The sequence below is a fragment of the Mesoflavibacter sp. SCSIO 43206 genome, from assembly GCF_019904215.1.
Classification (GTDB): Bacteria; Bacteroidota; Bacteroidia; order Flavobacteriales; family Flavobacteriaceae; genus Mesoflavibacter; species Mesoflavibacter zeaxanthinifaciens.
The window spans coordinates 96518-109782 of sequence record NZ_CP063201.1 but is presented as its reverse complement, the minus strand read 5'-3'; the positions used below and the strand labels follow the sequence as shown (position 1 = coordinate 109782).

General features: G+C 30.3%; 10 protein-coding genes. 6 read left to right on the top strand and 4 right to left on the bottom strand.

Annotated features, from left to right (window positions below):
* Positions 1-5: 5 nt before the first annotated feature.
* The gene (locus INR78_RS00535) at positions 6-368 is read left to right on the top strand and encodes a hypothetical protein (protein ID WP_106676914.1); all 363 of its coding nucleotides are present in this window, start codon (positions 6-8) and stop codon (positions 366-368) included.
* On the opposite strand, the gene INR78_RS00530 is transcribed toward INR78_RS00535, so the two are convergent.
* The 3 genes from INR78_RS00530 to INR78_RS00520 are packed head-to-tail and all read right to left on the bottom strand — an operon-like array spanning position 365 to position 4885.
* Positions 365-1963 (bottom strand): ABC transporter substrate-binding protein, encoded by a 1599-nt coding sequence (locus INR78_RS00530; RefSeq protein WP_223077034.1) that lies wholly within the window; start codon positions 1961-1963, stop codon positions 365-367. The genes INR78_RS00535 and INR78_RS00530 overlap by 4 nt on opposite strands.
* A 3-nt stretch (positions 1964-1966) precedes the next feature.
* On the bottom strand, positions 1967-3709 hold the full coding sequence (locus INR78_RS00525; RefSeq protein WP_223077033.1) for a hypothetical protein: 1743 nt from the start codon (positions 3707-3709) through the stop codon (positions 1967-1969).
* Between the two features lie 15 nt (positions 3710-3724).
* A complete protein-coding gene (locus INR78_RS00520; protein WP_223077032.1) occupies positions 3725-4885 on the bottom strand; it encodes an ATP-binding cassette domain-containing protein in 1161 nt (386 codons plus the stop codon).
* 120 nt (positions 4886-5005) lie between these two features.
* Here INR78_RS00520 and mtaB point away from each other — a divergent pair, with 120 nt between their 5' ends.
* On the top strand, positions 5006-6337 hold the full coding sequence (gene mtaB / locus INR78_RS00515; protein ID WP_223077031.1) for a tRNA (N(6)-L-threonylcarbamoyladenosine(37)-C(2))-methylthiotransferase MtaB: 1332 nt from the start codon (positions 5006-5008) through the stop codon (positions 6335-6337).
* Between the two features lie 60 nt (positions 6338-6397).
* Here mtaB and INR78_RS00510 read toward each other — a convergent pair whose 3' ends face one another.
* Positions 6398-6694: a GNAT family N-acetyltransferase gene (locus tag INR78_RS00510; protein WP_181256104.1), complete on the bottom strand. Its 297-nt coding sequence runs from the start codon at positions 6692-6694 to the stop codon at positions 6398-6400.
* Positions 6695-6817: 123 nt separating this feature from the next.
* Between INR78_RS00510 and INR78_RS00505 the strand changes: the two genes are divergently transcribed.
* From INR78_RS00505 to INR78_RS00490, 4 genes are all read left to right on the top strand, one after another.
* Positions 6818-7483, top strand: coding sequence for an alpha/beta hydrolase (locus INR78_RS00505; protein ID WP_223077030.1), 666 nt, complete (start codon positions 6818-6820; stop codon positions 7481-7483).
* Between the two features lie 47 nt (positions 7484-7530).
* On the top strand, positions 7531-8460 hold the full coding sequence (locus INR78_RS00500) for a lytic transglycosylase domain-containing protein (protein ID WP_223077029.1): 930 nt from the start codon (positions 7531-7533) through the stop codon (positions 8458-8460).
* The gene (gene cls / locus INR78_RS00495) at positions 8461-9918 is read left to right on the top strand and encodes a cardiolipin synthase (protein ID WP_223077028.1); all 1458 of its coding nucleotides are present in this window, start codon (positions 8461-8463) and stop codon (positions 9916-9918) included.
* Positions 9919-10136: 218 nt separating this feature from the next.
* Positions 10137-13262 (top strand): T9SS type B sorting domain-containing protein, encoded by a 3126-nt coding sequence (locus INR78_RS00490; protein WP_223077027.1) that lies wholly within the window; start codon positions 10137-10139, stop codon positions 13260-13262.
* The last annotated feature ends 3 nt before the right edge of the window (positions 13263-13265 follow it).

The window sequence follows — 13265 nt, the reverse complement described above, 5'->3', positions numbered from 1 at the left end:
AAATAATGTTAGGAATAATTTTAATTATATTTATAGGAAAACATTTTATCAAATTAGCTGAAGCTTATAATAAAAACAAGTGGTTGTATGCTGTTTTAGGAGTAATAAGCTATTATGCAGGATCAATAATAGGTGGTGTTATTATTGGTGTTTTAAGCGAGGTTTTTGGTTGGTATATAGATTGGGAAAATACTTTGTTAATGACCTTGATTGCGATACCATTTGGTCTTGGTACCGTAGCCTTGTTTCATTACTTATTAAAGAAAAACTTCGAGCAAAATAAACCAGAACCAATTCAAAGTATAGAAGATATTGGCAAATCAATAGAGGAAGAAAAAGAAGAAGAAAAGCCAAAATTCAGAATTTAAAGTTCTTTTTTAACCCTTTTCAATTGTAATAAATTTATAGGATTATTGCCTATACCTGAAACTTTTTTTTGGGTAAATCTTACCACTTCATCATAATATAAAGGTACAATAGGTGCTTCTTTTAAAACTAAACTATCCATTTTAGAATATAGCTTAGCACGTTCATCTACATTAGATTCTAAAAAAGATTGCGTGTACCAAGTGTCAAAAGTTTCATCTTTAAAGTGTGTGTAATTTGGTCCGTTTGGCGCAAAGTTTTCACTGTAAAACAATGATAAATAATTTTGTGCATCAGGATAATCTGCAACCCAACTTGCTCTAAATAATTCTAATTTACCATTTGCTTTACCTTCTTTTAAAGTTGAAGCTGGTATTACATCTACATTGACAATAAGTCCTATTTTTGTTAATTCTCTTTGTATATATTCACAAAAATTAAGGTAATTACTTGTTGTAGTAATTGTTATTTCTGGGTTTAAATTGCCAGTTTGTGTTTTGTAGTCTTCAATAAGTTGCTTTGCTTTTTCTGGGTTATATTCAAAACCAGTATTTTTATTATAACCTGGTAAACCTTTTGGGATAAATCCACCATTTGCGGGTATGCCTATTCCGTTACGTAAATAGGTTATCATTTTTTTTCTGTCAAAACCGTAATTAATTGCTAATCTTAAATTTTTTGAGTTAATTTCATCTTTTTCACTATCCATAAAAAAGGCTAAATATTCCGTATTTAAATAAGGACCTTTAATGATGTTTACAGTTTTGATGTATTTGTCTCTAAGTTCGCCTTTTGTTGTTAAAATTTCATCTTGATAAGAAGCATCCAAGCTGTTTAAAAAATCTAGATTACCTTGTGCAAATTGCATAAATTCACTTTGCTTATCTGGTAAAAAAGTTATAGCTACAGCTTCTAAATATGGTAATTGTTTGCCTTTAGCATCAGTTTCAAAATAGTTATTGTTTTTTCTAAAAACTAACTTTATATTTTCTTCCCAACGTTTAAATTTAAATGGACCAGTGCCAATTGGGTTAGATCTAAAGTTGGTGCCATAATGTTCTACAATTTCTTTAGGGACTACGCTGCAGTACTTTATAGTTAGTAAGCCTAAAAATGCAGGAAAAGGTTGCTTTAGTTTTATAGTAAAAATACTATCGTTTTCAGCTTTAAAGCTTTCTACTTTATTAAAAACCCAACGACCGGAAGAGGCTACTTTTGGATCTAAAATTCGGTTAAAACTATATTCAAAATCTTGTGCTTTTACAGTTCTTGTGCTGTCTTTTTTAAACAACTTATGTTTATGAAAATAAACGTCTTTTCTTAATACAAACCTGTAAGTTAAACCATCTTGAGAAACCGTCCATTTTTTTGCAATACTTGGTATGACTTTTAAGTTATCATTCATCTCAACTAAACCATTAAATAGTTGATTAATAGCCCAAATATCTGCATTGTCTTTAGCAAATGCGGGATCTAAAGATCCTATATTTTTGTGTTCATTATATCTAAAAACTAAATGGTCTTTATTATCTTTTTTAGTCGAATTACAAGACCAAAACAGTAGTAAACTAAAGCTAAAATATAATAAGTGTTTCATTGATTAATTTTCTGGTGTAGCTCTCCATTTTAAGATAGTATTGCAATATAAGTAAGTAAAAACAATACCAACAACAAATAAAATTAAACTTGACCACAAATCTAAGTCTCTTAATAGAACAAAGCAATTTTCAGTTCTTTCAGAATAATCAGGAAATTTTAAGCGACACGCATCGCTTTGGTGTGATGTAATAATTGCCATAATTAATAGTACGTAAGCGACAAATCCAGACAATGTTAGATTGATAAAAATACTGCCTACTAGCTTTTTTAATTTAGTGACTCCAAATAGACCAATAATTATTATAATGGATGCAATAAATAAAATAAAATACATCATAAAGTATTCAAAATCAATACCACCACTTCTTGAGGTAAAGCCTATAGCAGCTGCTACTAATGATATAAAAATAGTAAGTAATATACCGCTAACAATAGTAAATAAAACAGATTTTAAACTGGTTACTCTAAAACAGAATATAAGTAATGCAATTGCAAATGCTATCCAAATAAAAGCATGAATACTAGCATCTATAATAGTTTTGTTTTTTATATCGTCTAAGTTTTCAAACACAATTTTAAGATGATCTGAGTCAAAAAACTTGTTAGTCATTATTTTATCTTGATAGATTTCAAAATCAGATCGATCTATGTTAGACCTATAGCTTTTTTTGTAAGGATAATCTCTGTTGCTTATAAGGTGTTTTACCTCAAAATCTGTTGGATTGTAAACCATTTTAAACCAGTTGTCTGTGTCTAAATTTGTTTTTATTCTATACTTTTTAGATACTTCTAAAAAATCGTTTAACAACTGTTTTATTTCATCTGGGTTATTTCTGTTTAATAAATCAAAATTTCCTTTTTGTACTAATTGTTTTTTAGACACATTTCCATATCTATCGTCTAAAGGATTGTATTCATATCTAGAGTATAAATAATCTACATCGTCTTTACCATAACTGTAAAATATTTTGGAATAGTTGTAATAATTTGGTTTAGCAGATTTTAAATATGCAGAAACATCTACAACAGAATCTTTATAAGCATATATTGTGGTAGTGTCTTTATGCTTATAATACACGTAGCCTTTTACGTTGTAATGAATAGGTTTGTCACTATCATAATAAGAGACAAATTTTAAGTTATAAAACTGATATTTTTTTCCTAAAAAATCAAGATAAGGTTTATCTAAATCAATTTTAGAGTATTCAGTTTCACAATGTAAAGAATCAAAAGGTTTAGGATAAACTAGTCGGTCTACAGTATAATTTTTTAAAGAGTGCGATAAAAATACACTAGCCTTATTAGCAGTTAAAACTTCATTTTTAGTAATGTTATCAGGATATTTATTGACGATATATGTCTTTAAACCAAAATTATACGAGAAGTAGAAGGTTATCGAAAAAAATATGATAATGAAGTATAATACAAATTGCTTAAATAGCTTAAAAGCAGTTGTTGGATAGTAGTTTTTAAACGCATTGTTTTTAAACATAAATACTAGCCAAAGTACTAGCATAACTACAGAAATCATCATGCTAAAGAAAATTGCGCCATTATCAAAAAAGATAGTTTCGGCGCCTCTATTTTGTAAGCTTTCTGGGTTTGTTAATGTAATTAAACCAAATAAAAAGAATAGAATATGAATAATTAAAGAAGCACCTAACATCCAAACTACTTTGGTGTTCCATAATGTTGGATGACGCTCGATTAAATATTTATTTATTTTAGAAATGAATTGCTGCATTTTGAATAATAGAGATTAGGATACAAAAAAACGTCTAGTAGATTTAGTTATGTTTCTGGTATAGGTTACATCAATTTGATGATTACCTAGCGCTTCTAAAACTTGATAAAATTGAGTGTTAGCATCAAAATATGCTACATAAATTCCGCCATTAAAAACCAATTTTTCAAGTTGTAAAGGATTAAAAATTTGCTGAAGTTTTTCACGTTCGCAATTACAATCAATTTCTATAATTAGTTGATTTTTTTCTGCTGTTTCTTCAGTTTCAGAATTGTTATTATCAGTGTATTTTCCGTTTTTTAAATAAATAACTTTATCCGAAACTTTTTCAACTTCATATAATTGCTGAGAGCTTAAAATCAGAGCAATAGGATGATTTAATGAGTTGCAAATAGATTTTAAATCTTCTAAAATAACTTGTTGTGCTAAAACATCAAGGTTTGCTAACGGCTCGTCAAGTAATAGTAATTCTGGTTGACGCAATAAAGTTCTTGCAAGTTCAAAACGCATTTTGTAACCAGAAGATAACTCGCTCCATTTTAAATGTTTGTAATCCCAAAGACCAAGTCTACAAATCATCATTAAAACTCTTGTTTCATTTTCTTCGGGACTAATTCCATAATTAGACAACACAAATTTTAAGTTGTCTTTTAAGCTACCGTACCATTTTTGGGTACGTTGCGGTATGTAAACTAATTTAGATCTTAGTTCAAAATCGGTATTTACTTTACTATCAAAATCATAGTTTAAATTACCAGAAGTATGCTTTAACTCTTTAGCAAGTACACGTAAAAGTGTTGTTTTTCCGTTTCCATTTTCACCAACTAAACCATACACGTTTCCTTTTTTTATAGAAAGATTAATAGGTCCCAAACTAAAACTATTAGAACCATAACTTTTAGTGATGTTTGTTGCTGTGACAATAGGTTTAAAATTGTTGTAAACCTCAATAGGAATTTTAGAAATGTCCTCTAAAGCCTTCAAGCATTTAGTTATAAACTCGCTTTCGTTATCAGGATGTTTAGATTTCCAATCGGTAACTTCAATAATTTGATTATAAATCTCTAAGTTTTGTGTGTCTAAAGCACAATCCATAAGTTTTCTGTAGCCTAAAACAGTATCTTTATTTTCAAAAAAACGATAGACTTCTTGTAGTCTTTTTTCTAATGTAGACATATTGATTTTAAAGGTTTAAACGCTTTTTATAGCAGGAAAAATTACGTATTTTTGCAGCCACAAATTTTAATAGCACTAGGTAAATATAACAAAACTTACTTAGCATAAACACGAATTGCATTGAATAACAAAAAGAAAGTTGGCTTTTATACTTTAGGTTGTAAACTTAATTTTTCTGAAACATCAACCATTGCACGCTCCTTTAAAGACGAAGGTTTTGAACGTGTAGACTTTAATGATGAAGCAGATATTTATGTTATAAATACATGCTCTGTAACCGAAAATGCAGATAAACGTTTTAAAACCATAGTAAAGCAAGCACAAAAAGCAAATCCAGAAGCTTTTATTGCTGCTGTAGGTTGTTATGCGCAGTTAAAGCCACAAGAATTAGCAGACGTAAATGGAGTAGATTTAGTGCTTGGTGCTACAGAAAAATTTAAGATTACAGATTACCTAAACGATTTGTCAAAAAATGATTTTGGCGAAGTACACTCTTGCGAAATAGAAGAAGCTGATTTTTACGTTGGAAGTTACTCAATAGGTGACAGAACACGTGCTTTTTTAAAAGTACAAGATGGTTGTGATTACAAATGTACATATTGTACAATTCCTTTAGCACGTGGTATTTCACGAAGTGATACTTTAGAAAATGTACTAAAAAATGCTAAAGAGATTTCAGAAAGAAATATCAAAGAAATTGTCTTAACAGGAGTAAACATTGGAGATTATGGTAAAGGCGAATTTGGTAATAAAAAACACGAACACACATTTTACGAATTAGTACAAGCTTTAGATGAAGTTGAAGGTATAGAGCGTTTACGTATCTCCTCCATAGAACCTAATTTGCTTAAAAATGAAACGATAGATTTTGTAGCCCAAAGTAAAACGTTTGTGCCACATTTTCATATTCCGCTACAAAGCGGAAGTAACGATATGCTTAAAAAAATGAGACGTCGTTATTTAAGAGAATTGTATGTAGATCGTGTAGAACAAATCAAAAAAGTGATGCCACATGCTTGTATTGGTGTAGATGTTATTGTTGGTTTTCCTGGAGAAACGGATGAGCACTTTTTAGAAACCTACAATTTTTTAAACGAATTAGATATTTCATACTTACACGTATTTACATATTCTGAAAGAGAAAATACAGTAGCAGCTACAATGGATGGCGTTGTGCCTAAAAAAGTAAGATCAAAACGAAGTAAAATGTTACGAGGATTAAGCGTTAAAAAGCGTCGTGCATTTTACGAGTCACAAATAGGTACAAAAAGAACCGTACTTTTTGAATCAGAAAATAAAGAAGGTTACATACATGGCTTTACAGAAAATTATGTCAAGGTTAAAGTACCATGGAACCCAGAATTAGTCAATACGCTTCATCAAGTCCAGCTTACTAAAATAGATACAGACGGTTTAGTAAGATTCGATTTTGTAAACGTAGAAGTGATATAAAACAAAACATCCGAAGTGATTAACTTCGGATGTTTTGTTTTTAAGTTAAATTAAACCTAATTAGATTCTTACACCAACAGGTAATAACCTTTTAAATTGGCGGTTTTTTCTAATAAATTTAGCAATGTAAGGACTTGTAGGGACAACACTTAAGTTGCGCTCTTCAATATTATCAAAAACTATTTTAATAAAATCTGTTTTAAACTCGTCATTATCAAGTGCATCAGGAACAATTAACTTGGTTAAAAAAATCTTTTTTTCTTGAAGAGAATACTCAATTTTAGCAAAATGATCATCTATTTTCAGTTCAAATTGACGTAAAAAATCGTTGTCAATCAGCTCAGCTGCATCAATCATATTTATAAAGTTTTATTAATTATCAAGGAAGTTTCAAAAATAGTACCAAACTATTTTTTAGTTTTATACTACAAATTTACAAAAAATAATAACAACAATAGTTGTTTAAGTTGTTAAAAGCTTATGAGTCAGCAGTTAATACCAGTTTACTTAATGCCAGGTATGGCGGCAAATCCTACAATTTTTGAATATATAAAATTACCCGAAGATCAGTTTGAAATTTTTTGGTTATCGTGGAAAATGCCTTTTAAAAAAGAAACTCTACAAGATTATGCCAAACGTATGTGCGAAGAAGTAAAGCATGAAAACCCTGTACTTTTAGGCGTGTCTTTTGGAGGTATTTTAGTGCAAGAAATGAGTAAACATATTAGTGTAAGAAAATTATTTGTTGTTTCTAGCGTTAAGACTAAACATGAGCTGCCAAAACGTATGAAGTTGCTTAAAGTAACTAAAGCTTATAAATTGCTTCCTACGCAATTAATGGGTAATATAGATTTATTAGCAAAATATGCTTTTGGAGAAACTATTACAAAACGTGTAGAGTTGTATAAAAAATACCTATCTGTTAGTGATAAAGCATATTTAGATTGGGCAATAGAGCAAGTAATATGTTGGGAACAAGATCAAGCAATACCAGAAGCCATACACATACATGGCGATAATGATATGGTGTTTCCGTGTTCTTACATATCAAATTGTACAAAAATTAAAGGCGGAACACACATTATGATTATAAATAAGTATAAATGGTTTAACGAAAATTTACCAAAACTAATCCTAGGTAATTAATAAAAAATCAAATAAAATTTTTAAATTTAGAAAAAGAAATAATGAAGATGAAGTTAGTTAAAAACACATTAGCAGCAGTTGGTTTAGTCGCTATTGGCGCATTATCTATCAATGCTATGCAAGAAGCGCCAACAGACGAAAATTTCACAAAAAAACTTATAAACGACTATAACGTATACGCATTACAAGTTCCAGATTATATGGATTTTGCAGGCGAAGAAGTACCATTATCAAATCCTGATATTTTAGAACGAATGGATAGAGAGCTTTTAGTAAATACCTATTGGCAATCTAACGGTCTATTAATGTTTAAAAGAGCTAAAAAATACTTTCCTATAATAGAACCTATTTTAGCAAAACATGGTGTGCCTGATGACTTTAAATATCTAGCAGTTATAGAAAGTGGTTTAACCAATGCAAAATCACCAGCTGGAGCAAGTGGATTTTGGCAGATTATGAGAGCTACAGGTCGTGAACATGGGTTAGAAGTTAATAGTAACGTAGATGAAAGATACCACTTAGAAAAAGCAACAGAAGTAGCTTGCGATTATCTAAAAAAAGCAAAAGAAAATTTAGGTAGTTGGACACTTGCAGCTGCAGCTTATAACGCTGGTAATGCAGGTATAAAAAGAAGGTTAGATGCACAACAAGTTAAAGGTTATTACGATTTGTTGTTAGGTGAAGAAACTGGTCGTTATGTATTTAGGATTTTAGCTTTAAAAGAAATTTTATCAAACCCTTCAAAATATGGTTTTAATTTTAGAGATAAAGACTTATACTCTAAAGTACCAACATATTTAGTAGAAGTAGATACAGCGGTTACAGATTTTGCTGGTTTTGCAAAGCAGTTTGGTATAAACTATAAAATTTTAAAACTACACAATCCTTGGTTAAGAGAGCCGCATTTAAATAATAAATCAAGAAAGCAATATTTTATAGAATTGCCTAAAGAAGGTTATTATAACATACAACCTTAAATGATAGAGTTTTTACAATCACATTGGTGGACAATAGCAATTACGCTAAACTATATATTGGCACTAATTGCAGTTGTTACCATTCTATTTAAATCTATAAATCCTACAAAAACACTAACATACATTATTGTATTGTTAGTGTTTCCTTTTTTTGGTTTAATCGTTTATTATCTGTTTGGTCAAGAGTATAGAAAAAATAAAATCTTCAATAAAAAAGACATTTTAAATAATGAATTAATACAATCTATTGAAGATAAATTAGAAATAAAACCCGAAGCTTTAACTTTTTATGAAGCAGAAGCAGAAGAAGATCAAATACGTTTAGTTCAACTACTTCAAAAAAATGATAAATCACCGTTAACACAGTATAACGATGTTGAAATTATAATTAATGGTGAAAATAAATTTGAAAAGCTCTTCAAAGATATAGAGTCAGCAAAGCAGCATATTCATGTAGAGTATTATATTTTAAAAGACGATAAAATTGGTACAAGATTTTTAGAATTACTACTTAAAAAAGCAGATCAAGGTGTTAAAATTAAACTTAGTTATGATGATGTAGGAAGCAAAATTTCATCTAAAATGAAAAGAAGGCTTACGCAATCTTCAATAGAGCATCATCCGTTTATGCCAGTATTATTTCCAAAATTTACTGGTAAAATGAATTACCGAGATCACCGAAAAATAGTGATTATTGATGGCGAAATTGGTTATGTAGGAGGAATAAATGTTTCGGACACTTATGTGAATTATCCAGAAAACAAAAAGTATTGGAGAGATACACATCTTAGAATTACAGGTGAAGCTGTATTTACACTTCAAGTTCAATTTTTAACTAATTGGAATTTTGTTTCAGATAAAAAAATAGAGCTAAATCAAACCTATTTTCCAAAAAATAAAACAGAAACCATTACTCCAATTCAAATTGCTGCTAGTGGTCCTGATACCGATTGGGCAAACATTATGGAAGCTATTTTCTTCTCAATAGTAACTGCAGAAAAATACGTGTATATAGCGACACCTTATTTTATTCCTAATGATCAAATTATAACCGCAATGCAAGTGGCTTCAAAAAGCGGAGTAGATGTTAGGATTTTAATACCAGATAAATCAGACTCTTGGATAGCACAACATGCAACAAACTCTTATTTAGAACAATTGTTTGATGCCAATGTTAAGGTTTACAGGTACAAAAAAGGATTTACTCATGCAAAAACAATGGTTATTGATAATGTCTTTACAACCATTGGTACTTGTAATATGGATTATAGAAGCTTCAATATTAACTTCGAAATTAATGCTTTAATCTACAGTAAAGAACAAGCTTTAAAAGCAAAACAGATGTATTTAAACGATTTGGATGATTCTTTGTGTATGGACTATGACCAATGGAAAAACAGAGGTAAATTAGAACGTTTAAAAGAAGCTTATTGCAGGCTTTGGGCTCCGTTGTTATAATTATTTAATTCAAAAATTTTTTAGTCGTATATTTAAAGGGCTAAATTGATAATGAAATTAAAACATCAACCAACATAAGTATTTATAAAGTAAAAAGAATAGTTTGGGTTTTTACATTCTTTTTTCTTACACATTGGTCTACATTTGCTCAATTACCAGACTTTAATCTAGTAGTAACTGCAACAGACGAAACGTGTTCTGGTAACGGTGCTTTGACAATGAGTGTTAATAATACAGCAGTTGGAGCAACAATTACTTATTCATTATTTTTACTACCAGACAGTACAAATCCAATTGCAGAAACTACAGCGTCTTCTTTTAGTAGTTTGCCATCTGGAGATTATATTGTTGTTGCGACACAAACTCTTGGAAGTGAAGAAAATGAGCAACAGCAAGACATTACAATTAACAATTTAACTACAACTTTAGATTACGATATTTCGCATTCAACCACGTCAAATTGTGACGAGTTTGGTACAATCACAGTAAATATAACATCTGGTAATCCAGTGTCTTACGAGGTAATTTCTGGACCAGAAACAGTTGCTCCTCAAACTTCAAATGTTTTTACAGATTTGCCTCAAGGTACTTACATTATTAGAGTTTATGACGATTGTGATAATGCGCTCTCAAAAACCTACACCATGTTACTAGATATTAATGACTTAATTATAGGCGAAGTAGGTTTGCCAATTGTATATGATAATTGTGATGAAGCAGATGTCGAAATTTCTATTGATGCGGCAGAAGGTACAACAATAATTTATCCGCTTTCAGTAACGTTAACACTATATCCACCAGATGGTTCACCAGAGATTGTTTTTAATCAAAATATTACAAGTGGAGACGATTTAAATTTTACAATCAATCAATTAATTCCATTATTTGGATCAGATAGTTTCGGTGTAAATATTTCAATTCAAGATTCATGTCAACTTCTATTTGAATCTGATCAAATTGTAAACCCAAATCCAAAAGTAAATTTAACCACGACAGAAGAATTTTGTGGCGAATTTTTAAACGTAACTATAAACAACTACTTGCCACCTTTCACTTTAAGTTTTACATCTGCGCCTTCAGGTTTTAATCCAACAGATTACAACAATAGTTATCCAGGACCATTTACTGAGGATGATGGAACTATAATTTTTGGTTTTGACGATAATCCAGTACCAACAGGTATGTACACTGTAGAAGTGATAGATGCTTGTAATAGAGTAGGAGCAGGTACTATTTTTGTAGATGAAGTTGTTGTAGATCCGTTAGTAATAACAAGCAATAATGGATGTTCTGCAAATTCTGGTATTTTAGAAATCAGGATTCCTGAACGTGAGGTCATTTCAGCTTCTATAATAAGTGCACCATCATCTTTCTCTGAAACCTTACCTTTTAATGCTGATGAGTTTATTGTTGGAGATATTTTAACCATTCAAGATAATAATCTTCCTGCAGGAGATTATGTTGTTACTGTAGTTGATAATTGTGGTGTAGAATATACTTTAGATGCTAATATTCCGGTATTTCAGTTTCAAGGATTAAATGTATTAACGCTTCCAAATTGCGAAACAGAAACAGGTTCTTTAAATCTAAGCAGTAATCATGGACAATTATCAGAAATTATTATTGTCGCTGCACCTTCCGCTTTCGCGGAAACTATTCCTTTTAATGGTACCAATTTATTAGATGCAAATGGTAACCTTTTTATAAATAATTTACCCGTTGGTGATTATCAATTTGAATCTACTGATACTTGTAATTTTGATTACACAACTAATGTTACCATAAATAGCTATACCAGTAATCCTTTTGCATACACATTAACCAGAAACTGCGGTTCTTTTGATGTTACTATTAATGATTTAGATCAAACAGTAACTAACCAAACATATTGGTTGCAATATTACTTTGAAGAAGATGAAGTTTGGGGACATCCAAATACCGGTGTAGCGTACACAGAAGGCGATATCCCAAATAGCACAACTGCTATTGAAATAGAAAATATGGAAACACTTTATAATATTTTTTTAACAGGAGATTTTAGATTGATAAAAGTGTTTCAATCTATAAATTCAGAAAATCCAGACGTGTATTGTTTAGATCAATTTGCCAATTTCACTGTATATTCAGATTTAGTCATTTCAGGAGTTTATAATCTAAATTGTTCTAGTGGTGGTAATCCGTCAGACGTCGTAGTAGAAGCTATTGGTGTAGCGCCTTTCAATTATAGTATTATTTCCCCAATAACAATAAATAACGGAACTAATAACGTGTTTTCAGACTTACCCAATAATATTTACGAAATTAGAGTAGAAGATGCCTGCGGAAGCATTGAAAATATAACCATTAATCTCGAAAATTTATTACCATTAGCTAGAGCAAACCAACCAGACGACTTTACAATTTGCAAAGCAGATGGTATAGACCAAGAAGTGTTTCAATTAGACACTCAAAACGAACAAATTTTAGGAAATCAAAATCCAAATAACTACACAATAACCTATCATTTATCCCAGTCTGATGCAGATACAGGTAATAATCCGTTGCCAAATCAATTTACAAATAATACCAATCCTCAAACGGTTTACGCAAGGGTTATACATAATAATTTAGCATTGTGTCATGCAACAACGTCATTTCAAATATATGTTGGTCAAGTACCTGTTTTAAGTGAAGAAGAAACAGTTTACATCTGTCCTAATGGTACAGCAACATTAATAGCAGATTCTGGTTTTGATGCGTATTTATGGTCAACACAAGAAACAACACAAAGTATAACTGTAGATCAAGCTGGTACCTATACAGTAACTATTATTGATGAAATAGGTGATTTTTATTGTGAAAGCACAAAGAATTATCAAGTAATAAATTCAGAACCAGCAACTATCGAAAATATAGAAATTTCAGATTGGACTGCTAATGAAAATTCAATAGCAGTAATGACTTCTGGAGCAGGAAATTACCTGTATTCTTTAAATGGAATTGATTATCAAACTCAAAACACTTTTTCTAATTTAGAACCAGGAGAATATACAGTTTACATTAAGGATAGTAATGGATGTGGTATTGTAGATAAAGACGTTTATCTATTACATTACCCTAAATATTTCACTCCAAATGGAGATGATATAAATGAATTTTGGCAGATAAAATTTTCTAATCTAGAACCAGATTTAAAAGTCTTTATCTTTGATAGGTATGGTAAATTGTTAAAACAATTGGGAAGTCAAGACGCTGGTTGGGATGGTACTTATAATGGTAATACCATGCCAACCAACGACTATTGGTTTGTTGTAACCAGAGCAAATGGCCTAACTTACAAAGGACATTTTACGTTAAAACGGTAAATA